The organism is Flavobacterium defluvii, assembly GCF_900129555.1.
GTDB classification, from domain to species: domain Bacteria; phylum Bacteroidota; class Bacteroidia; order Flavobacteriales; family Flavobacteriaceae; genus Flavobacterium; species Flavobacterium defluvii.
This window is the reverse complement of sequence record NZ_FQWC01000004.1, coordinates 289,757-312,765: the sequence shown is the minus strand read 5'-3', so window position 1 is coordinate 312,765 and position 23,009 is coordinate 289,757. Positions and strand designations below refer to the sequence as shown.

Sequence of the window (23,009 nt, the reverse complement as noted above, 5' to 3'; positions counted from 1 at the left end):
TATGTCAAAGAAAAAAATACTTTTTCTAACCGGTACCCGAGCTGATTTTGGAAAAATTAAATCATTAATAACAATTTTAGAAACTCAAAATGAATTTGAGGTTTTTCTATTTGTTACAGGGATGCATTTACAAGAAGAGTATGGTTATACCTTACTGGAAATTGAAAGATGTAATTTTAAGAATATTTATACTTTCGTCAACCATACACACGAAACTACAATGGATTTGACTTTAGCCAAAACTATTGAAGGATTTTCAGATTATGTTAAAACGATTCAGCCTGATATGATAATTGTACATGGCGACCGCGTTGAAACACTTGCCGGAGCTATTGTAGGATCTCTTAATAATATTCTGGTAGCCCATATTGAAGGAGGAGAAATATCAGGAACTGTAGATGAATTAATAAGACACAGCGTTAGTAAATTAAGTCACATTCATTTTGTTTCTAATAAAGAAGCCTCAAAAAGACTTATTCAAATGGGGGAAATTAAAGAATCTGTATTTACGATTGGCTCTCCAGATATTGATATTATGTTTTCTAATCAGCTGCCTGATTTAGAAACAGCTAAAAGCTATTATGATATTCCATTTGACAATTTTTCAATTGTAATGTTTCATCCGGTAACGACCGAAATTAATTTAATGAAACAATATGCAGAAAATTTTGTGTCAGCTCTTTTAAAAGACAATCATAATTATGTTGTAATTTATCCTAACAATGATCTTGGCAGTCAATTTGTTTTGAAAGCATATGAGAAATTAAAACAGAATGAAAGGTTCAGGATTTTTCCCTCTCTTCGATTTGAATATTTTTTGACATTATTAAAAAACAGCCAATTCATTATAGGTAATAGCAGCGCAGGAATACGTGAGGCACCATATTACGGAATACCAATTATAAATATTGGAACCAGACAGCAAAATAGAGCAATTCATGCTGATATTATAAATGTTGATTATTCTGAAAAAGAGATTAGTAAAGCTCTTTCGATTATTGACAAACATAAAGTACAAATATCAAATAATGATTTTGGCAAAGGAAATAGCGCAGAATTATTTCTTAATTGTTTGCAGAAATCAGATATTTGGCAGCTGAATCATCAAAAACAATTTAGAGATAATTAATGCCTGAGAAAAAAGTTTTTATTTTATTTCCTGATGGGGTTGGACTCCGAAATTTTGCTTTTTCTAATTTTTATAAAATTGGATTAGATCTCAAAATTAAAATTAAGTATTGGAATAATACTCCTTTTAATTTAACAGATTTAGGATTTGACGATATCAAAATTAGAGGCGCAAAATCAAATCCTTTGACAGATAGTTACAAAAATGCCCGAAAACAGATCGAGCTTAATCTAAGTATAAAAGACAAAGGCGATTTAGTTTACGATACATACCGTTTTCCATTTTCCTATAAAAACATTAAAACTGCTATTAAAAGTTATGCATCTAGATTTTTTATAGCAACACATTCTTCAAAAAAAGGATTGGAAAAAGTTCGTAAAAAAATAAAAAATAGCGAGAAAAAAAGTGCATATTATAATAATTGCTTAAGAACTCTTCAGGAAGAAAGACCTGATTTTGTTTTCTGTACGAATCAACGTCCCGTTTTAGCCATTGCACCATTATTGGCCGCAAAGGAACTTCAAATACCAACAGGCACTTTTATTTTTTCGTGGGATAATCTGCCAAAAGCAACAATGGTTGTTGAAACAGATTATTATTTCGTTTGGAGCGAACATATGAAAAAAGAACTTCTTGATTATTATCCTTATATAAATGAAAAAGATGTTTTTGTTGTAGGAACACCTCAATTCGAAAGTCATTTCGAAAATGAGATAATTATTGACAAGCAGCATTTTTTTGAAGAACATAAACTGGATATAAACAAAAAATATATCTGTTATTCAGGCGATGATATTACTACTTGTCCAGATGATGCCAAATATTTATCTGATGTTGCTGATGCTGTTAGAAAATTAAATATCGAAGGAGAATCATTAGGAATTATATTCAGACGTTGCCCTGTAGATTTTTCTAACAGATATGATGAGGTTTTAAAAAAAAACGAAGACATCATTGTTTCTGTAAATCCATTATGGAAAAAAATAGGAGAAGGCTGGAACACAATCCTTCCTACTAATTCTGATATTAAACTTTTGGCAAACACTATCTTTCATACTGAAATGGTAGTAAATTTAGGATCTTCAATGGTTTTTGATTATGCTTGTTTTCAAAAAGCCTGTGCGTTTATTAATTATGATGTTTCAAATAAAATTGATGCAGATTGGTCAGTTTCTAAAATCTATAACTACGTTCATTTTCGTTCAATGCCAAATAAAAAAGCAGTAATTTGGCTTGACTCTGCCGAAGAAATCGCTGATAAAATAAAACTAGGATTATATCAACCGGATGAAACAATCGAATATGCTAAAAGTTGGTTTGAGATTATAAATCAACATCCTCCAAAAGAGGCCTCACTAAGAATATGGAAAGCAATAGAATCAATTATTAACTAATTTCCATTTTCAATAAATTCTTAATTAATTTATGTTTTTTAATTCTTTAGCATTTGCTATTTTTCTACCAATCGTTTTTTTGCTCTATTGGTTTGTCTTTAATAAAAATAAAAGCACGCAAAATGCTTTATTAATAGTTGCTAGTTATTACTTTTATTCTTGTTGGGATTGGCGATTTCTGTTTCTGTTGGTTTTTTCCACTTTTTTAGATTATTATACCGGAATTCAAATTGAAAAAGGAAAGTCGGAAAGAAGTAGAAAGTTTTGGTTTTGGTTAAGTATATCTGCCAATTTAGGGTTTTTAGGGATTTTTAAATATTATAATTTCTTTGCATCTTCTTTTGCAGATTTGTTTTCTGCGTTGGGATTCCAGGCGAGTCCGATTTTATTAAAAGTTATTCTTCCGGTTGGAATTTCATTTTACACCTTTCATGGATTATCATATGTAATTGATATATATTACAAAAGAATAAAAGCGGAGTATAATTTTATCGATTATTCGCTATTTGTTAGCTACTTTCCGCTTTTGGTTGCAGGTCCAATCGAAAGAGCTACACATTTACTTCCGCAGGTAAAAGTTAAGCGTGAATTTAATATTCAAAATGCTAAAGATGGTATATGTCAAATTATTTGGGGGTTAGTAAAAAAAGTAGTTATTGCAGATACTTGTGCGGTTTATGCCAATGCCATTTTTGATAATTATCCATCAATGAATTCGTTCTCATTGATTATGGGAGCAGTTTATTTTGCATTTCAGATTTATGGTGATTTTTCAGGATATTCGGATATTGCTTTGGGAGTCTCAAAATTGTTTGGAATAGATTTGCTGAGAAATTTCAATTACCCTTATTTTTCAAGAGATATTGCTGAGTTTTGGCGAAGATGGCACATCTCACTTTCATCTTGGTTTCGTGATTATTTATATATCCCATTAGGAGGGAGCAAAGGCGGACTTTGGATGAAAATTAGAAATACATTCATCATTTTTATAGTCAGCGGTTTTTGGCATGGAGCTAATTGGACATATATCGTATGGGGATTTATAAATGCAGTTTATTTTTTACCATTACTTTTATCAAACAGTAATAGAAACAATATAGATTCTATAAGCCTAAAATGGAATTTTACTTCTTTAAGAGTAATATTTAGCATTATTTCAACTTTTATTATAACCTGCATTGCCTGGGTTTTTTTTAGAGCAAAAACAATAACTGATGCAGTATTATATCTAAAACGATTAGTTCTAAACCATGATTTTAGTTTCCAATACTTAGACAACGAAAGATATAATTATGAATTAGTTCTTTTAATAGGTGCATTTGTTTGGGTTGAATGGAATAGTCGTACTAAAATTGAACCCCTTTCAGGAAAAAGAAGTTCGTTTAAAATAGCTTTAGCAATATTAGCGATCATGGCGTTTGGAACATTTTCAGATTATAAAGAATTTATATATTTTCAGTTTTAATGAAGCGTTTTTTAATTTATACAGCCAAAATATTTCTACTAGCAATTTTAATAGCAATCATTTTAGATGGTTTTTATACAGTAGTTTTTTTTCAATCTAAAAACCGCGGAAAAGTCGAAACTGTTGTAAATTCCAAAGCCCTAAAATATGATGTGGTTATTCTTGGATCGTCTCGGGCAAATAATCATTTTGTTTCAAAAATGTTTGAAGATAAAGGATTAAAAACCTTTAATTATGGCATGAGCGGCGGACATTTATTTGAAGCTTCCTTAATGTTGAAATTAATGATAGAAAGAAAATATGAAATCAAAAATGTAATTTTGGAGGCAGATTTGAATCTTTCTAATGAAAAAGAAGCCGAAGGTGTTTCAGCTAAATTTTTACCGTTCATTCATAGTTCTAAAGTGATAAAAAAACATTTTGAAACACAAGATAATTTTAATGAGTTGTATTATTTGCCTTTTTATAGATTTATAAAATTTGATAGTAAAATTGGTTTTAGAGAAGTTTACAAGATCCTTGTGAAAGAAAAAACAAATACGCTTGATAATCTGGGTTATTACCCATTAGAAAAACATAAAAATGGCAATATGAAAAACAACATTGTAAATTTAAACCCATTACCTCATAATAAATATTACGAAGAAATTAAAGCAATCTGCAAATCACACAAAATAAATTTCATTGCTGTTATGACACCTATGTGTGAGAATGTAAAAGGGATGAATTATTTTGAGAAAGTAAAAAAAGCTTATCCTGAAATTCATAATTATGAAAACGTAGTTATCGAGGATAAATATTTTTCATCTTGTGGCCATATGACTGATAATGGAGCAAAAATATTTACAGCAAGAATTCTAAAAGATTTTTTTAATAAATAATTTTATGAAAATAGCTTTTTTAACTCCTGAATACCCGCATTCAAGAACGGGAAGTTCAGGTGGTATTGGTACAAGTATTAAAAATTTAGCAGTGGGTCTTTTGGCTCAAGGCGTTTCAGTAAGAATTCTTGTTTATGGTCAAAAAGAAGATGCCATTTTTGATGATAATGGTATTTTGGTTCAACAGGTTAAAAATGTAAAATTTAAAGGTCTTTCTTGGTTTTTTACCAGAAAAAAACTCGAAAGAATTATTAATGAATTACATTCTAATAATAAAATTGATGTAGTTGAAGCTCCAGATTGGACAGGAATAACTTCTTTTATAAAACCTCAAAAATGTCCTATAATAATAAGATTAAACGGCTCTGATACTTATTTCTGTCATTTAGATGATCGCCCGGTAAAGTGGAAGAACAAATTTCATGAAAAAAAAGCTTTACAAAATGCAGATGGATTATTATCAGTAAGTCAGTTCACAGCTGATAAAACTAATGCTGTTTTTAACTTACATAAGAAATTTGCAATTATACCAAATCCCATTGATTCTAAATTGTTTCAAAATAGAAACTCAAATAATAACACGGGGCAAAACATCTTGTACTTTGGAAGTTTGATTCGTAAAAAAGGACTTTTAGAGTTGCCATTAATTTTTAATAAAGTAATAGAGAAAAATCCAGAAGCTCAATTAATTTTAGTTGGAAGAGACGTTCCGGATATCATGTCTGGAAAATCTTCAACATGGGAAATGATGCAGCCACTTTTCTCTGATTCGGCACTAAAAAATGTAGAATATTTAGGAAGTGTTCCTTATGAAGAGGTAAAACAAGTAATTGAAAAGTCAAAAATTTGTGTCTTTCCATCTTTTGCCGAAGCATTTCCTGTTTCCTGGTTAGAGGCGATGGCTATGGAAAAACCAATTATTGCTTCAAATATTGGCTGGGCTAATGAAATGATTGAGGAAGGCAAAAATGGATTTTTAGTTAATCCGAAAGATCATAATTTGTATTCTCAAAGAATAATAGAATTTCTAAATAATGAGAAACTATGTTTAGAAGCAGGAAAATCAGCAAGAAAAAAAGTTGAAGAATGTTTTGACATAGAAGTTTTAGCAAAGAAAAACATTGAATTTTATAAATCGCTAATCTCTTAATTTTGATAATAATATTATATCATAACAGAAATAAAGTACAAAAAGTTATAACTCAAAATAATGACGTTTTATCTTTTGATACTACCATTACTATTGCATCTGTTATGACAGAATTAGCTTTTAAGTATTCATATGCAAAAATAGTTTGGTGTAATATTAATTTTAAGGGTTTTTTGAATTTAGGAGAAATTGAAAAAATATTCCATCACAATAAAATGATGTTATCATATTGCTCAAATGATTTGAATTATTTAGGTAAAATGATTGGGTATGTTGAAGAATCTCCATTTATAAAAGTCAATAAAAAAGTAACTTTCCCCACGTGGCAAATGAATAGCGATGTTGGAGTTATTCATGCTTCAGTATTGTTAGCTATAAAAGATTCTATTAAGGCAGGTAAAAATTTGGATTATTTTCTAAATTCTATTGCTAAAATAGGTATGCCCTTGGGATTGTTATGTTATTCTGAACCAAGACTATTTAATAATCACGATTTAATTATACCGCAAAAGTTTTCAAATTTTACACTTTTTAGATTTGTAAAACAACACTATAAAACACGTTGGATTTTCTTGTTATTTTTAAATATTTTTCTCTATGAAAATCAACTATTAGTTCTTCCTGTACTTTCGAGTCTTTTTTATAGTAAAAGGAAATCCAAAAACGATCTGTTAGATAAAATCCAACCTCATTCTTTAAAACAGACTGTAACTACTAGAAATGTTGATGTTATAATTCCAACACTTGGCAGGAAAAAATATTTATACGATTTTTTAAAAGATTTATCGAATCAAAAACATTTAATCAAAAAAGTAATAATTGTTGAACAGAATCCTGATGTAAACAGTGTTTCTGAACTTGATTATTTAAAAGATGAAAATTGGCCATTTCAAATAAAACATATTTTTATACATGAAATGGGAGCGTGTAATGCAAGAAATTTAGCTATAGCCGAAGTTGATAGTGAATGGACTTTTATGGCAGACGATGACATAAGAATTGAGAATAATTTTTTAGAAGAAGCCTTTTTATTGATAGAAAAGCAAGGTGGAGAACAAATTACATTTGGCTGTTATACTTCCAATTATCCAAAAAATAAAAAAATAAACCAAACCTTTCAGTGGAATGCTTTTGGTTCAGGTTGTAGTATTGTTAAGTCAAAAAACATAGCTCAGATATTTTACAACACTAAATTTGAATTTGGATTTGGAGAGGACTCTGATTTTGGTATGCAATTAAGAAATTTGGGATTTGATGTTCTATATTTTCCAAAACCTGAAATTTTGCATCTTAAAGCTCCTATTGGCGGCTTCAGAATTAAACCTGTTTTAGCCTGGCAAAAAGATTTAATACAGCCAAAACCTTCTCCAACTATTATGTTGTATAAAATATTGTATTTAACCTCAGAACAAATTAATGGTTATAAAACGACCTTATTTTTTAAATACTATAAATCTCAATCTATTAAAAATCCGTTTGCATATTTTTCCACTTTCAAAAAGCAATGGAAAAGCAGTATTTATTGGGCTAATGAATTAAATAAAAAAGAATGAATTTTTCGTTGATTATTTGTACATATATGCGCCCGGAACCTTTGTTGGTTTTATTAAAATCGGTTCAAAAGCAAACTATTTATCCCAATGAAATTATAATTGTTGATGGTTCATTAAATGATGCAACACAAATTGTTTTAACTCAAAATGAATTTCACAATTTAAAATATTTTTTAGTTTCTAAATCTGATCGCGGTCTCACCAGACAGCGTAATTTTGGAATTTCAAAAGTAGATGGTAATTCTGAAATCATTTGTTTTTTAGATGATGATACGGTTTTAGAATCAGATTATTTTGAAAATCTTTTAGCTACATATAACCAATACCCTTTTGCATTGGGCGTAGGGGGGTATATTACCAATGAAACCCAATGGGAACAAGTGAGTCAGGGTTATCAACCACTAATAAATGAGTTTAGTTTTGATGGATGGAAACGCAAAGACGGAAGCCGTTTTGTGTTAAGAAAAAGACTTAAATTAAATAGTGATTGTCCTCCTGGATTTTTGCCTTTATTCTCACATGGGAGGAGTATTAGTTTTTTACCTCCAAGTGGTAAAACTTACAATGTTGAGCAATTGATGGGCGGAGTTTCATCTTTCCGAAAATCAGTTTTTGAAACTTTTTCATTTTCAACTTATTTTGAAGGTTATGGTTTATATGAAGATGCGGATTTTACATTGCGGGTAGCCAAAACGGGAAATTTATATGTAAACACTGCTGCGAGACTATACCACTTTCACAATCCGTCGGGAAGGCCAAATCAATATCGATATGGAAAAATGGTAGTTAGAAATGGTTGGTATGTATGGAGAATCAAAAATCCAACTCCAAATTTTAATGCTAAATTTAAATGGAATTCTATTACCGTTTTGCTAACGATAATCCGCTTAACGAATGTAATAACTGAAAAAAATAAAAAACAAGCATTTACAGAAGCTTTAGGGAGAATTGTTGGTCTGTGGAGTTTATTATTTAATAAACCAAAATTTATAAAATGAAATTTGCTGTCATTACTCATGTAAATCATGCCAAAAAAGGAAACGAATATTTAGGTTATGCGCCATATGTTCGTGAAATGAATATTTGGTTAAAATATGTTGATGAGGTAATTATCGTTGCTCCATTAGAAAAGACCAATATTAATGCAATAGACGTTCCTTATGCACATGATAAGATAGATTTTAGAAGAATACCAGACTTTAATTTTACTAGTTTCAGAAACAATTTAAGGTCACTTTTTAAGTTACCTCTTATTTTTTGGAGAATTTTTTGGGTAATGAAAGAAGCCGATCATATACATCTTCGATGTCCCGGCAATGTTGGATTAATTGCTTGTTTTGTCCAAATTTTATTCCCAAAGAAAATTAAGACTGCCAAGTATGCTGGAAATTGGGACCCAAAAAGCAAACAGCCATGGACTTATCGTTTACAAAGATGGATATTAAATCATCCTTTTTTAACTAAAAATATACAAGTTTTGGTTTATGGAAACTGGGATAATCAATCGAGAAATATAAAATCTTTTTTTACAGCAACTTATTCGGAATCTGAAAAAGAAAGTATTGAAAAGGAAAATATAAAATCAGGTATAAATTTTATTTTTACAGGAAGTTTGGTTAAAGGAAAGAATCCTCTGTATGCTATAAAACTTATAGAAGCGCTGTTGGAAAAAGGCAATGATGTAAAATTAAGTTTATATGGTGAAGGAATAGAAAGAGAATCTTTAGAAAACTATACTAAGGAAAATAAACTAGACAAATTCATTTTTTTTCAAGGTAATCAAGATAAAGAAACTCTCAAAAAAGCTTATAAAAAAAGTCATTTTGTTATTTTACCATCTAAGAGTGAAGGTTGGCCTAAAGCAATTGCAGAAGGAATGTTTTGGGGATGTATACCTTTGGCAACAAGTGTTTCTTGTGTTCCTTTTATGTTAGATTATGGTAATCGTGGAGTTATGTTAGAAAAAGATTTAGAAAAAGATATTCACCAGATAGAAAAAATTTTGCTGAATAAAAATATTCTTGAAGCTAAAAAGGAATCTACAATGCAGTGGTCTCAAAAGTATACAACTGATCTTTTTGATTCTGAAATAAAAAAAATATTGACTGTATGAGAATTGTTCAAATTATAGATTCTCTAGAATCAGGAGGAGCTGAGCGAATGGCGGTTAATTATGCAAATGCTTTGTGCAAGAAAATAGAATTTTCAGGATTAATTGCAACTCGAAAAGAAGGTCAGCTATTATCACAAATTGATAAACAAGTTTCATATTTGTTTTTAAAAAAAAATAAAAGCATAGATCTGAAAGCTGTTTCCCGATTAAGACAGTATTTGAAGAATAATAAAGTTGAAGTTATACATGCCCACAGTTCTTCATTTTTTATTGCAATTTTAGTAAAATTTGTATTGCCACAGATTAAAATAGTTTGGCATGATCATTATGGGATTTCTCAGGATTTATCTTTAAGAAAAAATTTAAGTTTAAAGCTAGGATCATTTTTCTTCAGTGGAATAATTTCTGTAAACTCTTCTTTGAAAAACTGGGCCTTATCTTATTTATCATGCCCTAATGCTGAATTTTTTCCTAATTTTATAGGTGAGTTGTACAGTACAAGTGAAAAAATGGTTTTAAAAGGTAATGATGGTAAAAGAATAATTTGTTTAGCCAACCTGCGTCCCCAAAAAAATCATGAGTTTTTAATTGATACAGCTTATTTAATATGTTCAAAAAATCCAGATTGGAGTTTTCATTTATTAGGAAAAGATTTTCAGGATTCTCATTCTGAATTGCTTTATAAAAAAGTAAATGATTTAAAACTTCAAGAGCATGTTTTTTTTTACGGAAGTATCAATAATGTTGGGAAAGCATTAGAGCAGTGTGATATAGCAGTTTTACCATCTATATCTGAAGGACTACCACTTGCTGTATTAGAATACGGTTTGTATAAATTACCAGTTATTGCAACAAATGTTGGCGAGATTTCAAAAATTATTATTTCTGAAAAAGAAGGATTTGTAATTGAATCAAACAATATTGAACAATTTAATGAAGTTCTTCAAAGTTTAATCGACAATGAAAAGAAAAGGATTGAATTAGGACAAAACCTTAATAAAGTTGTATCGTTTAATTATAGTGAAGAAGCAATAATAAATGATTACATTTTATGGTTGAATTCTTTGCCTAATTTTGCCAAATAAATATTACTGAATAAATGAGTAAAAAGTTTTCGCCATATTACATTCTTATATTTCATGTATTAATTGCTTTTGCGGTTTTTGTTTTGCCTTTTTTGTCAAAACTATATTCGATTGCGATTCCTGCTGTAGGTTTGTACTTTGTTATTCGAAATAAAAACAGAAACAACGAAGTTATTTTTGTAGCAGCATACCTTGTCGGAGCAGAAGTTTTTTTAAGAATGACTGGTGGGAATTTTAATAATGAATATGTAAAAATCCTAATTACTTTCTTTATGTTCTTAGGAATGATTTACAGTAATTTTTCAAAAAAAGGTCTTGTCTATTTGTTGTTAATGCTATTATTGATACCGGGAATTTTGGTAACTTTTGAAATGGCAAGCTTAAATACAGATATAAAAAAAGCTTTGATGTTTAATTTATCTGGACCAGTTTGTTTATCCTTCTGCTCTATGTATATGTATGCAAGAAGAATTTCTTTTTCAACACTTCAAAATATAGTTCTTTTAATGGGATTGCCTATAGTTACGATTACAGTCTATTTGTTTTTGTATAATCCGAGTGTTCGTGATGTTGTAACCGGAACACAATCTAATTTTGAAACGTCGGGAGGATTTGGACCAAATCAGGTTTCTACCATCTTAGGATTGGGGATGTTTATTTTTTTTTCGCAGTTCGTTCTATTTTCAAAAACAAAAAAAGAAATAATTTTGAATGGTTTTCTATTGATTTTTGTCAGTTATCGAGGTATTGTGACATTTTCAAGAGGAGGTGTAATATCAGGATTAGTAATGATAGTTCTTTTGTTAGGCCTAATGTATTATTTTTCAAATAGAATAGGGAAAAATAAGATTGGTTTGGTTGTTGTTTTGATGGGAGGACTTGCTCTAGGAGTCTGGACTTATACTTCCTTGCAAACTAATGGATTAATTACAAAAAGATATGCTAATCAAGATGCAAGAGGAAGAGAGAAAAAAGATCGTTTAGGAGGAAGAGAAGCAATTATAGATGCTGAATTGAAGCTTTTTGTAGATAACCCTATTTTAGGAGTGGGAGTTGGTGTAGGAAAGGAATTGAGAAAAGAAGATTTGGGAGAAGTTGCTTCTCATAATGAAATTTCACGTATGCTTAGTGAGCATGGTTTATTTGGTATAATCGGGTTGTTTCTGCTGTTATTAGTTCCTTTTATATCTTACATAAACAATCTTCAACATCTTTACTTTTTATCTTTTTATGTTTTTTGGTTACTAACTATAAATCATGCTGCAATGCGAACAGCCGCCCCAGCTTTTGTATACGCTCTGACACTTCTTTCCGTACAAGTTAAATTTACTGAAAAAACAGAAACATAACCTTTCTAGTTTGGTTTTTTATAATACATTTGCTTTCAGTTTAAGCCCCTAAACCTACATAAGCATGCGTTCAAATAATAAAATGCATTTTGAATTTTCAGAACGAAAAGTTTTACTTTTTGCTTTTGATGCAGTATTTATTTTGTCTGCACTATATTTCTTAAATGTTTTTTTCAATTACCATTATTTTGCATTCGAAATACAAAATATTTATAGACCATTAATTCTTATTGGATATTTATACATATTTGGAACAATTTTCGAAATGTACAATCTACAGGTTGCAAGCAATCAGTTTCAAATACTTAAGAGCGTTGTTCTTTCAGTTTCTACAACAGGTTTAGTATACCTTCTTACACCAATTTTATCGCCAGAACTGCCAAAACAGCGGTTAGTAATATTGATTTTTTATCTTACGTTGCTGTTTACAGTCTTGTTATGGCGTTTCTTTTACGCAGTTTTTTTGGCATCACATCGGTTTTCACAAAATGTTGTTTTGATTTGTGATCAGGATCAGGTTGAAGAACTAGTTTTAGGATTAGAAAACGTTGATCCGCATTATAAAATAATTGGATTTGTAAATTCTGATTCGACTTCGACAACCAATGTTGATTTTCATTATGTAAAAGAAATTGATAAAAGTGAATTAGAAGATTTTGTTGTCAATCACAGCATTTCAGAAATTGTAATCGCCTCTCAAAAAACAGATGGTATTACAGCAGATTTATATCAACAATTACTTCATTTATTAGAATCTGGAAATATCATTAGAGAATATACTCAGGTTTACGAGAGCAAAACACAACGCATTCCGGTACATTACATTTCACGCGATTTTTATCGTTTCTTTCCTTTTAGCCGAAGCAATAACAATAAACTATATTTGTTTTTAATTCGTTTTTTAGAACTTTTGTTTTCTTTTGCAGGCTTACTAATCTGTTTGATTTTTATTCCTTTTATTTTTATTGGAAATCTTTTAGCAAACAGAGGCAGTTTGTTTTACACACAAGATAGAGTTGGTAAAAACGGAAATGTTTTTAAAATTTATAAATTCAGAACCATGATCGAGGCTTCTGAAATACACGGTGCTGTTTTCGCTGTTTTTAATGATAAAAGAATAACTCCTTTTGGAAAATTCATGCGTAAATCAAGAATTGACGAATTGCCACAGTTTTACAATGTTTTAAAAGGCGATATGGCCGTAATTGGACCAAGACCCGAAAGACCATTTTTTGTTGATGAAATTGCCAAAGTAATGCCTTTTTATGAAACACGCCACGTCATAAAACCAGGACTTACAGGTTGGGCTCAGGTCAACTATTCTTATGGCGAATCGATTGAAGAGAGTTTAATAAAACTACAATATGATCTCTATTACATCAAACACCGCAGCATTTTCCTTGATCTCAGTATTACATTCAAAACAATTACTACCGTTTTATTTTACCGCGGACAATAAATAATTAGATAATTATCGGAATACGTTTTTTGTTTCTTATAGCAACTCTCACTAAAACAAAACCACTTGTAATGATCATTGGCAGTACAATTAAAAAATGTGCTTTGTTAATCATAAATATGCTGTAAACAATTAAAAACAGTAAATGTAAAACAGCAAATCGATAAGTCCATTTTTTGTTTTTTGCAATTGAAAATATAAGCAAAATCAATAAAAGCGGACTAAACAGCAATACGTTGTAATTCATCGCCAGTTCTTGGTGAAAAGAATAAAATCCAACCGAAACAAAAAATACTCCCATTAAGGCCAAAATCAAAAGATAAATTTTATCTACAATTTTATTATGCACTACAATAACAAACCCTAAGATAAAAAGATAAGTATAGATGTTGTTCCACCAAGACGTTGGAGTTTCTTTCTCAAAATTTAAAAGCGTTTTACTTTTTCCAGCCAAAAGATGTCCCTGAAAAGTTGTTTCATCTAAACTGTTTTTTAATTCAAAAGGCAAAAAGATTCTGGTAGCCAATTGGTCAACTTTAGTTCCGAAAATGATGCTAGTTCCTAGTTGATCGTAAAAATGCCCTTTAAAATAAGGAAACAAAACAGAACGATAGGTTTTGTCAGTATCCTCTTTTTTTACAATTATATTTCCTCCCAAAGTCGAATTGATAATATCCACAACCATCGATGTGCAGTTTTTATCAATAAATTTATAAGTATAATAACGTTCTTCAGACAGCAAAACAGCGTTTAGTTTGTCAAAAAGCTTCTGTTTCAATTCTGGAGAAATAAGTAATTCCTGTTCAAAAACACTTCTTTTTTCATAAGTATAATCATTTATAAAATCAGGAAATGAATGAACTACTACAAAATATTGTAAATCACCTTTTGCAAATTTGGCAACAAAATTTGGCGTTCTAAAATCAAAAGCCCCGTAATTGTAAACTACATCGAGATTGTTTATAGGATCTTCTACACGTATAGCTGTGTGGCCAAAATAAGAATAAGTTTCATTTCCTAATCCGCAGGTAATTACACTTATTTTTGCATATTTTGATAAAGGTATATTTTGGCTAAAGCCAATAGTAAAACTTAATAACAATAGTAAACTAAAAAGTGTTTTTTTGAAAAGGACTTTTTTCATGATTTAAAATTTTAAAAAGTTTAAGGTTTGTAATTATCTAAAAATGCCTAAATCTACTTTTATCGAAAATATATTAGAGTACAAAGCCGCGCTTTGGTTTCCTAAATCAGTCAATGCATAATCAACCTGAATGCCTTTGTATTTAAAACCTAGACCAATATTGGGTTGAAAACTTAATTTTTCGGTATTGTCCAACTGCGTTACATTTTGAAAATTTCCGGCGCCGGCTCTTAAAAAAACAATATCAGTATAACCAAACTCAAAACCAAGAGCGGGATCAATACTTACAACTTTTGATGAAATAATATCGTTAGTCTGCTCAAAACGCATATTTAAGTTTCCGGCAGCCAAAAGACTGTAATCGCCATGAAATTCAAATTTTCTTGAAACGCCTAATTGTGCTTTTGGCAAAGTAATTTCAGTACTTTCTGGTAATTCATTGTTTTCTCCCGGAATAGCATTTGCAATTTTTGCATATTCTTCTTCGTCAATATTCCAAACATTATAGGTTGTCGTAATATCACGAAGCATCAGTCCGAATTTCCAGTCGTTATGCTCAAACTGAAGTCCAACGTCAAAACCAAAACCCCACGAATTGGCAAACTTACCAATAACTCTACGGATAATTTTTGCGTTTACTCCATATTGAAAACCTTCAACAGGAAGTTTTCTCGCATAAGAAAAAGTAAAACCATAATCGGCAGTAGAAAACAAACGGATTCTATTATAATCAATATTTCCCTGACTGTCTATTAATTCGGTTGTGTCCATTATATCATCTACACCAAAACGAATCATAGAAATTCCCCAGGCACTTCGATCGTCAATTGGACTAGCATAGCCAATAAAATCATATTGGGCAATATTGGCAAAATAGCTCGCATGCATCAAAGAAAGCTGATGATCTTCAAGATGAACTAAACCAGCCGGGTTCCAATAAACTGCATTTACATCATTTGTAGAAGCGGTCACAGCACTAGACATTCCCAGAGCTGCGGCATCAACGCCAATATTCATAAACTCATTCGAATATTTCCGAACGGTTTGTGCATATTGCGAAGCAAAACTCCAAAATAATAAAAATGCAAAAAGTTTTTTCAATCGATAGTTTTTTGCAGACGAATGTCTATTTTAATTTTCCTCAAAAATAGAATATTTTATGCATCTAATTTAATTATTATAGAAGTTAAGTTTATAAAATCCATCTTTGCCAGCTTTTTATCTAATAGAAATTTTAATAGAAATTTTTTCTATTAATGTCGCTTATTTATGCGAAATTTGTCATTCAAATTTTATCAAACCAAAACATGAATATCAAAAAGCACATTCCGAATTTAATTACCTTAATAAATCTTTTTTGTGGCTGCGTGGCAATAGTTTTTGTTTCGAAAGCAATCGAAACTGGAGATTCTTTTAATTACGAAATGGCTTTTTACATGGTTTGTCTTGGAATCTTTTTTGATTTTTTTGATGGTTTTTTTGCCCGATTATTCAAAGTTTCAAGTCCGCTTGGTCTACAGTTAGATTCCCTGGCTGATATGGTTACGAGCGGAGTTGCGCCTGGATATGTAATGTATAGTTTGTTTGCAAACAGCGCACACGAATTAGGAACAAGCCCGGCAATTCCATTTTTAGGATTTATCGTGACTTTAGGATCTTGTTATCGATTGGCAAATTTTAATATTGATACACGTCAGACAGATTCATTTATCGGCTTGCCAACACCTGCAAATTCACTTTTCATTCTAAGCCTTCCGTTGGTCTTAAAGTTTTCAGATTCTTTAATGCTTTTGGAAATCCTGACTAATCAATACGTTTTATTGGTAATAACGCTATGCAGTGCTTATATTTTAAATGCAGAAATTCCGTTGTTTTCTTTAAAAGTGAAAAAGTTTAATTTTAAAGATAATGCGTTACAGATTGTATTTTTAGTTATTTCTTTTGTGTTACTTTTATTATTTCACTTCGGAGCTGTTCCTTTAATTATTATTTTTTACGTTTTACTTTCGATCGTAAATAATTTGTTTTTGAAAAAAAAGTAATTTATTCGAATGGCAAGAAAAACGACTTACCGTAAAACATATTCGAGAAAACCGGCAGGAAGATCATTTCTAAGCAGGATTTTTCGATTTCTTTTGTTGATTTTCTTCGCGCTTCTTTTTATAGGAACTCTTTATCACTATCGTAAAGGGCTGGCTTATTATCTAGGATTTAAGTCAGAAAAAGTTCTGGATGAAGATGAGGTAGACAAGCATCTTTCGGATGTTAGAAATATTCGCGTTCTCGAAAATCATAAAGGAAAAGTCGTTGGAATTGATGTTTCTGAATTTCAGGGAAAAGTCGATTGGGAAGAAGTTGAAATTCTAGATGAAAAATATCCAGTACAATTTGTTTTCATTCGTGCGACTGCCGGAAACGATCGTGTAGACAGTCAGTTTAAACGAAATTGGAAAGGCGCTAAAGAGAATAAAATTATGCGCGGTGCTTATCATTATTATCGTCCAAACGAAAATTCTATTGAACAGGCGAATCTTTTTATCAAAACCGTAAAGTTGCAAAAAGGCGATCTTCCGCCAGTTTTAGATATCGAAAAATTACCCAAAAATCAGCCTTTAGACAGTTTGAAAAAAGGTTTAAAACGCTGGTTAACTAAAGTTGAGAAACATTATCAGGTTCGTCCTATTATTTATTCAGGAGAAAGATATTATTCTGATTTCTTAAAAGAAGAATTTGGGGAATATCTGTTTTGGATTGCTAATTACAATTTCTATCGCGAAAAAATTGAAGACGATTGGCTTTTTTGGCAGTTTACAGAAAAAGCTTCTCTGCCTGGAATTAAACATCGTGTTGATGTGAATATCTATAATGGTGATATTGAGCAGCTGCAGTTTATTACTGTAGAGTAAGATGTGAAAAGTAAGATGTAAAAAGTGAGATGTAAAAAGTGAGATGTGAAATTAAAAATGGTAAAAAGCAATTTACATTTCACTTTTTACCATTAATATATAACTTTCTTAAAATTCAAGTTTCTTTTTACGAAGCTCAAAGTTTTGTCCCAGATATACTCTACGAACCATTTCGTCTTCTACTAGCTCTTCTGGAACCCCGGCTTTTAGAATTCCTCCTTCAAACATTAAGTATGTTTTGTCAGTAATCGCTAAAGTTTCCTGAACGTTGTGATCGGTAATTAAAATTCCGATATTTTTATTTTTTAACTGCGCTACAATTCTCTGGATGTCTTCAACCGCAACCGGGTCAACTCCTGCAAAAGGCTCATCCAATAAAATAAATTTAGGATCGGTTGCCAGTGCACGGGCAATTTCGGTACGACGACGCTCACCTCCAGAAAGTAAATCACCTCGGTTAGTACGAATATGTTCTAAGCTGAATTCTTCAATTAAACTTTCCATTTTAGCAATTTGAGCTTCCTTCGAAAGTTTAGTTAGTTGCAAAACGCTCAAAATATTATCTTCAATGCTTAATTTTCTAAAAACAGAAGCTTCTTGTGCCAAATAACCAATACCCTGCTGTGCACGTTTGTACATCGGATAATCAGTAATATTCAAATCATCAAGATAAATATTTCCGGAATTTGGTTTTACCAATCCTACGATCATATAAAAGGATGTTGTTTTTCCGGCACCATTTGGCCCCAAAAGTCCAACAATTTCTCCCTGATTTACTTCGACAGAAATTCCTTTTACAACACTTCGGCCTTTATATGTTTTTATTAAATTATCGGCTCTTAATTTCATTTTTTAAGTTTAATCGTTTAATCGATAAATCGTTTAGTCGCTGCAAATTAACGAATAAACGATTCAACAGTTAAACGTATTAACAATTATTTATTTCCAGCTTCTTCAAGGGCTTCCCAGAATTCGTAAGCTCGTCTTAAATGCGGAATTACGATTGTTCCTCCAACAAGAGTTGCGATTCCCATGGCTTCCATCATTTCTTCTTTAGAAACGCCTTCTTTATAACTTGTTTCTAAATGGTATTTTACACAGTCGTCACAACGCAAAACGGTAGAAGCAACTAAACCTAAAAGTTCTTTTGTTTTTACATCCAGAGCACCTTCTGCGTAAGCATTAGTGTCAAGATTAAAAATTCGCTTTACAATTTTGTTATTGTCAGCTAATAATTTTTCGTTCATTTTAGAACGATAGTCGTTAAATTCTTGAATTAAATCAGACATTTTCCTTTAATTTATTTTTATATACAATCTTTGAAATAAAGATACTTACTTCGTAGATAATTAACATTGGTATAGCTACAATAGTCTGGCTCACCACATCTGGCGGAGTTACAATCGCAGCAATAATTAATATAATTACAACAGCGTATTTCCAATATTTTCTCAAAAATTCAGGTGTTACCAATCCTAATTTGGTTAAGAAATAAATGATAATAGGCAGTTCAAAAAACAATCCGCTCGCCAAAATACTGGTTTTTACCATTCCCATGTAAGAGTCTAAAGTAAATTGATTGACCACCATTTCGCTAATAGAGAAAGTAGCCACGAAGTTTACCGACATAGGGATAACTACATAGTACCCAAATATAACTCCTAAAAAGAAAAGCAGGGAGGAAGTAAAAATGAAAACCTTAGCATTTTTTCTTTCTTTTTCATACAGAGCCGGACTGATAAATTTCCAAAGCTCCCATAATATATAAGGGAAACTTAATATAAACCCAGCCAAAAGACACATCCAAACGAATATATTTACCTGACCTTCCATTTCGGTATTCTGAATGATAAAGTTTAATTCAGTAATACAAATACTATCCGCAAAACCTAATTGATGTGATAAATCACAAAACCAAACGTAAGTAAAAAAACTAGGTCTTGTTGGTCCTAAAATAATTTGATCAAATAAATAATCACTAACAAAATAAGTAACAAATGCCATTATGCATATTGCAATTGTACTTCTAACTAATAACCATCTTAGTTCTTCAAGATGATCTAAAAATGACATCTCGCCAAGGTTTTTCTTTGCCATTATACGATTCCTTCTTTTAAAATGTCATGTAAATGTAATACGCCTTTGTATTCTCCATTATCTGCAACAATCAATTGCGTGATAGAGAAATCTTCTAAAATATTTAAGGCATCGACCGCCATAGTTTCAGATGAAACCAATTTTGGGTTTTTGCTCATAATGTCTTTTGCTGTTAAATCTGCTATAGAATCACGATCGTTAAGCATTCTTCGGATATCTCCGTCAGTAATAATTCCAACAATTTTATTGTCTTCAACCACTGCCGTAACGCCTAGTCTTTTTTCAGAAATTTCAAAAATTGCTTTTTTGATAGAAGTATCAGGCGTAACAGTTGGTTTTAACGAATGCTCTATCATATCTTTTACGCGAAGCAAAAGTTTTTTCCCTAAAGCACCTCCCGGATGATAAACTGCAAAATCTTCGGGTTTAAAATCACGCATTTCCATTAAACAAACCGCTAGTGCATCGCCCATTACAAGCTGCGCTGTCGTACTGTTTGTTGGGGCTAAATTTATAGGGCAGGCTTCTGTGTCTACTGTTGTATTTAAAACATAATCAGAACCTTTTGCCAGAAACGAAGTGATGTTTCCGGTTATTCCAATCAAAGTATTTCCGAAACGTTTTAATAACGGAACCAAAACCTTTATTTCAGGACTGTTTCCGCTTTTTGAAATACAAATAATAATGTCATCATTTTGTATCATTCCCAAATCACCATGAATTGCTTCTGCAGCGTGCAGGAACATCGACGGTGTTCCGGTAGAATTAAAAGTGGCCACCATTTTTTGAGCAATTATGGCACTTTTTCCGATACCGGTAACAATTAATCGGCCTTTAGTTTCGTAAATACGTTGGACTGCTTCGAAGAAATTTTCGTCCAGAAAATCAATTAACTTTGTAATTGCTTCACTTTCAGAGAGAATTGTTTTTTTGGCGATAGCCAGTATATTTTCTTTTGAGATCAAAACAGAATATTTAAAATTTGTATGTATAAAAGAAAGTTGTATCTTTATGTGTTGCAAATTTATACAAAAATATCCATTTAAATAAAGAATGAATTCAAACGAAATTGAAATACACAAGGAATTAAAGAAGTATTTCGGCTTTAGCCAATTTAAAGGCTTGCAGGAGCAAGTCATTACGAGTATTTTAGATAAAAAGAATACTTTCGTAATTATGCCTACGGGCGGCGGTAAGTCTCTTTGTTATCAATTACCCGCTTTAATTCAGGACGGAACAGCCATTGTTGTTTCTCCTTTAATTGCTTTGATGAAAAACCAGGTAGATGCGATTCGAAGCCTTTCATCAGAAAACGGAATTGCACATGTGTTGAATTCCTCTCTTACCAAAACAGAAATTGCTCAGGTTAAAAAAGATATTACATCTGGTGTAACAAAACTTTTATACGTGGCACCAGAATCGTTAACAAAAGAAGAATATGTTGCTTTTTTGCAAAGCGTGCCCATTTCTTTTGTAGCAATCGACGAAGCGCACTGTATTTCTGAATGGGGACATGATTTTAGACCGGAATACAGAAATCTAAGAAATATTATTAAGCAATTAGGAAAAGTGCCAATTATTGGCCTTACCGCAACTGCAACTCCAAAAGTTCAGGAAGATATTCTTAAAAATCTGGATATGGCCGATGCCAGCACTTTTAAAGCATCATTTAACAGGCCAAATTTATACTACGAAGTACGTACAAAAACAAAAAGTATAGAATCGGATATTATTCGATTTATAAAACAGCATAAAGGCAAATCAGGAATTATTTACTGTTTAAGCCGTAAAAAAGTAGAATCAATTGCTGAGGTTTTGCAAGTAAACGGAATCAGTGCGGTTCCTTATCACGCAGGTTTGGATGCTAAAACCCGTGCCAAACATCAGGACATGTTTTTGATGGAAGATGTTGATGTTGTAGTAGCAACAATTGCATTTGGAATGGGAATCGACAAACCAGACGTTCGTTTTGTAATTCACCATGATATTCCAAAATCTTTAGAAAGTTACTATCAGGAAACAGGTCGTGCCGGACGTGACGGTGGAGAAGGACATTGCTTAGCATATTATTCTTATAAAGATGTAGAAAAGCTGGAGAAATTTATGTCTGGAAAACCAGTTGCCGAGCAGGAAATTGGATTTGCACTTTTACAGGAAGTTGTAGCTTACGCCGAAACTTCAATGTCACGTAGAAAATTCCTTCTTCATTATTTTGGAGAAGAATTTGACAGCGAAACTGGAGAAGGAGCAGACATGGATGACAACGTTCGTAACCCTAAACATAAAGTCGAAGCAAAAGAGCAGGTCGTTAAACTTCTCGAAATTGTTCGCGATACCAAACATATTTATAAATCAAAAGAAATTGTGTTTACTTTAATAGGTCGTATCAATGCAGTTATTAAAGCACACAAAACAGATACGCAGCCTTATTTTGGTACCGGATCGGATCATGACGAAAAATACTGGATGGCATTATTAAGGCAGGTTTTGGTAACAGGATTATTGTCTAAAGATATTGAAACATATGGAGTAATAAAAATTACGCAGGAAGGTTTAGATTTTATCAAAAACCCGGTTTCATTTATGATGTCTGAAGATCATGAATACACGGAGGCTGATGACGAAACTGTCGTAACGGGTTCTAAAGCTTCAGGAACTTCAGATGAAGTTTTAACAGGAATGCTGCGTGAACTTCGTAAAAAAGTAGCTAAAAAATTAGGAGTTCCTCCGTTTGTTGTTTTTCAGGATCCTTCTCTGGAAGATATGGCCCTTAAATATCCGATAACTTTACAGGAATTGTACAATATTCATGGAGTTGGTGAAGGAAAAGCTAAAAAGTACGGCAGCGAATTTGTCGCACTTATCAGCCGATATGTTGAAGATAATGATATTATTCGTCCAGATGATTTAGTCGTAAAATCTACAGGAGTAAACTCTGCCAACAAATTATACATCATTCAGAATATTGATAGAAAACTTCCATTAAGTGACATCGCTTCTGCAAAAGGATTAACGATGGATGCTTTAATTAAAGAAATGGAACAGATTGTTTATTCTGGAACAAAACTGAATATCAAATACTGGCTGGATGATATTTTAGACGACGACCAGCAGGAAGAAATTCACGATTACTTCATGGAATCAGAATCTGATAAAATCGAAGACGCACTTAAAGAATTTGATGGCGATTACGATATTGATGAATTGCGTTTAATGCGTATTAAATTTATTAGTGAAGTAGCTAATTAGTCTTAAAGTTTATAAAGTCGAAAGTCTTAAAGTCC

At 31.4% G+C, this 23,009-nt stretch carries 20 protein-coding genes; 14 read left to right on the top strand and 6 right to left on the bottom strand.

Going from position 1 to position 23,009, the window contains the following annotated elements; all coding sequences use genetic code 11:
• Position 1: 1 nt before the first annotated feature.
• The 11 genes from neuC to BUC29_RS11765 all read left to right on the top strand — a co-directional run bounded on the left by neuC (position 2) and on the right by BUC29_RS11765 (position 13,578).
• Positions 2 to 1,129, top strand: a complete 1,128-nt coding sequence (gene neuC, locus BUC29_RS11815) for a UDP-N-acetylglucosamine 2-epimerase (protein WP_073416370.1) — start codon at positions 2 to 4, stop codon at positions 1,127 to 1,129.
• Positions 1,129 to 2,523, top strand: coding sequence for a UDP-glycosyltransferase (locus tag BUC29_RS11810; protein ID WP_073416369.1), 1,395 nt, complete (start codon positions 1,129 to 1,131; stop codon positions 2,521 to 2,523). Before neuC ends, BUC29_RS11810 begins: the two co-directional genes overlap by 1 nt.
• Positions 2,524 to 2,554: 31 nt before the next feature.
• Positions 2,555 to 3,988 carry an MBOAT family O-acyltransferase gene (locus tag BUC29_RS11805; RefSeq protein WP_073416368.1) on the top strand — a complete coding sequence of 478 codons (1,434 nt, stop codon included), beginning with the start codon at positions 2,555 to 2,557 and terminating at the stop codon, positions 3,986 to 3,988.
• Entirely contained in the window at positions 3,988 to 4,869 is an 882-nt protein-coding gene (locus BUC29_RS11800; protein WP_073416367.1) for a hypothetical protein, read from the top strand. Before BUC29_RS11805 ends, BUC29_RS11800 begins: the two co-directional genes overlap by 1 nt.
• 4 nt (positions 4,870 to 4,873) lie before the next feature.
• Positions 4,874 to 6,019 (top strand): glycosyltransferase family 4 protein, encoded by a 1,146-nt coding sequence (locus BUC29_RS11795; protein ID WP_073416366.1) that lies wholly within the window; start codon positions 4,874 to 4,876, stop codon positions 6,017 to 6,019.
• Between the two features lie 2 nt (positions 6,020 to 6,021).
• A complete protein-coding gene (locus BUC29_RS11790) occupies positions 6,022 to 7,572 on the top strand; it encodes a glycosyltransferase family 2 protein (protein ID WP_244160822.1) in 1,551 nt (516 codons plus the stop codon).
• Positions 7,569 to 8,570, top strand: coding sequence for a glycosyltransferase family 2 protein (locus tag BUC29_RS11785; RefSeq protein WP_073416365.1), 1,002 nt, complete (start codon positions 7,569 to 7,571; stop codon positions 8,568 to 8,570). Before BUC29_RS11790 ends, BUC29_RS11785 begins: the two co-directional genes overlap by 4 nt.
• Positions 8,567 to 9,685 carry a glycosyltransferase family 4 protein gene (locus tag BUC29_RS11780; protein ID WP_073416364.1) on the top strand — a complete coding sequence of 373 codons (1,119 nt, stop codon included), beginning with the start codon at positions 8,567 to 8,569 and terminating at the stop codon, positions 9,683 to 9,685. The genes BUC29_RS11785 and BUC29_RS11780 overlap by 4 nt, the downstream gene beginning before the upstream one ends.
• On the top strand, positions 9,682 to 10,770 hold the full coding sequence (locus tag BUC29_RS11775; protein WP_073416363.1) for a glycosyltransferase: 1,089 nt from the start codon (positions 9,682 to 9,684) through the stop codon (positions 10,768 to 10,770). Before BUC29_RS11780 ends, BUC29_RS11775 begins: the two co-directional genes overlap by 4 nt.
• A gap of 14 nt (positions 10,771 to 10,784) precedes the next feature.
• Positions 10,785 to 12,119, top strand: a complete 1,335-nt coding sequence (locus tag BUC29_RS11770) for an O-antigen ligase family protein (RefSeq protein WP_073416362.1) — start codon at positions 10,785 to 10,787, stop codon at positions 12,117 to 12,119.
• Positions 12,120 to 12,183: 64 nt separating this feature from the next.
• A complete protein-coding gene (locus tag BUC29_RS11765) occupies positions 12,184 to 13,578 on the top strand; it encodes a sugar transferase (protein ID WP_073416361.1) in 1,395 nt (464 codons plus the stop codon).
• 4 nt (positions 13,579 to 13,582) lie between these two features.
• Here the strand turns inward: BUC29_RS11765 and BUC29_RS11760 are convergent, their stop codons facing one another.
• Positions 13,583 to 14,722 carry a lipoprotein N-acyltransferase Lnb domain-containing protein gene (locus BUC29_RS11760; RefSeq protein WP_073416360.1) on the bottom strand — a complete coding sequence of 380 codons (1,140 nt, stop codon included), beginning with the start codon at positions 14,720 to 14,722 and terminating at the stop codon, positions 13,583 to 13,585.
• A gap of 33 nt (positions 14,723 to 14,755) precedes the next feature.
• On the bottom strand, positions 14,756 to 15,823 hold the full coding sequence (locus BUC29_RS11755; protein ID WP_449403971.1) for a putative type IX sorting system protein PorV2: 1,068 nt from the start codon (positions 15,821 to 15,823) through the stop codon (positions 14,756 to 14,758).
• Positions 15,824 to 16,029: 206 nt separating this feature from the next.
• Between BUC29_RS11755 and BUC29_RS11750 the strand changes: the two genes are divergently transcribed.
• Both BUC29_RS11750 and BUC29_RS11745 read left to right on the top strand, forming a co-directional pair.
• On the top strand, positions 16,030 to 16,764 hold the full coding sequence (locus BUC29_RS11750) for a CDP-alcohol phosphatidyltransferase family protein (RefSeq protein ID WP_073416440.1): 735 nt from the start codon (positions 16,030 to 16,032) through the stop codon (positions 16,762 to 16,764).
• A 9-nt stretch (positions 16,765 to 16,773) separates the two neighbouring features.
• Positions 16,774 to 17,628 (top strand): glycoside hydrolase family 25 protein, encoded by an 855-nt coding sequence (locus BUC29_RS11745; protein ID WP_073416359.1) that lies wholly within the window; start codon positions 16,774 to 16,776, stop codon positions 17,626 to 17,628.
• A gap of 108 nt (positions 17,629 to 17,736) precedes the next feature.
• On the opposite strand, the gene lptB is transcribed toward BUC29_RS11745, so the two are convergent.
• The 4 genes from lptB to BUC29_RS11725 all read right to left on the bottom strand — a co-directional run bounded on the left by lptB (position 17,737) and on the right by BUC29_RS11725 (position 20,690).
• Complete coding sequence (gene lptB / locus BUC29_RS11740) at positions 17,737 to 18,477, bottom strand: LPS export ABC transporter ATP-binding protein (protein WP_017494919.1); 741 nt, start codon at positions 18,475 to 18,477, stop codon at positions 17,737 to 17,739.
• 86 nt (positions 18,478 to 18,563) lie between these two features.
• Positions 18,564 to 18,917 carry a carboxymuconolactone decarboxylase family protein gene (locus tag BUC29_RS11735; protein WP_073416358.1) on the bottom strand — a complete coding sequence of 118 codons (354 nt, stop codon included), beginning with the start codon at positions 18,915 to 18,917 and terminating at the stop codon, positions 18,564 to 18,566.
• The gene (tatC, locus tag BUC29_RS11730) at positions 18,910 to 19,725 is read right to left on the bottom strand and encodes a twin-arginine translocase subunit TatC (RefSeq protein ID WP_073416357.1); all 816 of its coding nucleotides are present in this window, start codon (positions 19,723 to 19,725) and stop codon (positions 18,910 to 18,912) included. The genes BUC29_RS11735 and tatC overlap by 8 nt, the downstream gene beginning before the upstream one ends.
• Complete coding sequence (locus tag BUC29_RS11725) at positions 19,725 to 20,690, bottom strand: KpsF/GutQ family sugar-phosphate isomerase (protein ID WP_073416439.1); 966 nt, start codon at positions 20,688 to 20,690, stop codon at positions 19,725 to 19,727. Before BUC29_RS11725 ends, tatC begins: the two co-directional genes overlap by 1 nt.
• Positions 20,691 to 20,778: 88 nt before the next feature.
• Between BUC29_RS11725 and recQ the strand changes: the two genes are divergently transcribed.
• Positions 20,779 to 22,974 (top strand): DNA helicase RecQ, encoded by a 2,196-nt coding sequence (gene recQ, locus BUC29_RS11720; protein WP_073416356.1) that lies wholly within the window; start codon positions 20,779 to 20,781, stop codon positions 22,972 to 22,974.
• Positions 22,975 to 23,009: the final 35 nt, after the last annotated feature.

Excerpts from the sequence above, each read along its gene's own strand:
- neuC (WP_073416370.1), top strand. The coding sequence starts at position 2 with ATGTCAAAGAAAAAAATACTTTTTCTAACCGGTACCCGAGCTGATTTT.
- BUC29_RS11810 (WP_073416369.1), top strand. The coding sequence starts at position 1,129 with ATGCCTGAGAAAAAAGTTTTTATTTTATTTCCTGATGGGGTTGGACTC.
- BUC29_RS11805 (WP_073416368.1), top strand. The coding sequence starts at position 2,555 with ATGTTTTTTAATTCTTTAGCATTTGCTATTTTTCTACCAATCGTTTTT.
- BUC29_RS11800 (WP_073416367.1), top strand. The coding sequence starts at position 3,988 with ATGAAGCGTTTTTTAATTTATACAGCCAAAATATTTCTACTAGCAATT.
- BUC29_RS11795 (WP_073416366.1), top strand. The coding sequence starts at position 4,874 with ATGAAAATAGCTTTTTTAACTCCTGAATACCCGCATTCAAGAACGGGA.
- BUC29_RS11785 (WP_073416365.1), top strand. The coding sequence starts at position 7,569 with ATGAATTTTTCGTTGATTATTTGTACATATATGCGCCCGGAACCTTTG.
- BUC29_RS11780 (WP_073416364.1), top strand. The coding sequence starts at position 8,567 with ATGAAATTTGCTGTCATTACTCATGTAAATCATGCCAAAAAAGGAAAC.
- BUC29_RS11775 (WP_073416363.1), top strand. The coding sequence starts at position 9,682 with ATGAGAATTGTTCAAATTATAGATTCTCTAGAATCAGGAGGAGCTGAG.
- BUC29_RS11770 (WP_073416362.1), top strand. The coding sequence starts at position 10,785 with ATGAGTAAAAAGTTTTCGCCATATTACATTCTTATATTTCATGTATTA.
- BUC29_RS11765 (WP_073416361.1), top strand. The coding sequence starts at position 12,184 with ATGCGTTCAAATAATAAAATGCATTTTGAATTTTCAGAACGAAAAGTT.
- BUC29_RS11760 (WP_073416360.1), bottom strand. The coding sequence starts at position 14,722 with ATGAAAAAAGTCCTTTTCAAAAAAACACTTTTTAGTTTACTATTGTTA.
- BUC29_RS11750 (WP_073416440.1), top strand. The coding sequence starts at position 16,030 with ATGAATATCAAAAAGCACATTCCGAATTTAATTACCTTAATAAATCTT.
- BUC29_RS11745 (WP_073416359.1), top strand. The coding sequence starts at position 16,774 with ATGGCAAGAAAAACGACTTACCGTAAAACATATTCGAGAAAACCGGCA.
- lptB (WP_017494919.1), bottom strand. The coding sequence starts at position 18,477 with ATGAAATTAAGAGCCGATAATTTAATAAAAACATATAAAGGCCGAAGT.
- BUC29_RS11735 (WP_073416358.1), bottom strand. The coding sequence starts at position 18,917 with ATGTCTGATTTAATTCAAGAATTTAACGACTATCGTTCTAAAATGAAC.
- tatC (WP_073416357.1), bottom strand. The coding sequence starts at position 19,725 with ATGGCAAAGAAAAACCTTGGCGAGATGTCATTTTTAGATCATCTTGAA.
- recQ (WP_073416356.1), top strand. The coding sequence starts at position 20,779 with ATGAATTCAAACGAAATTGAAATACACAAGGAATTAAAGAAGTATTTC.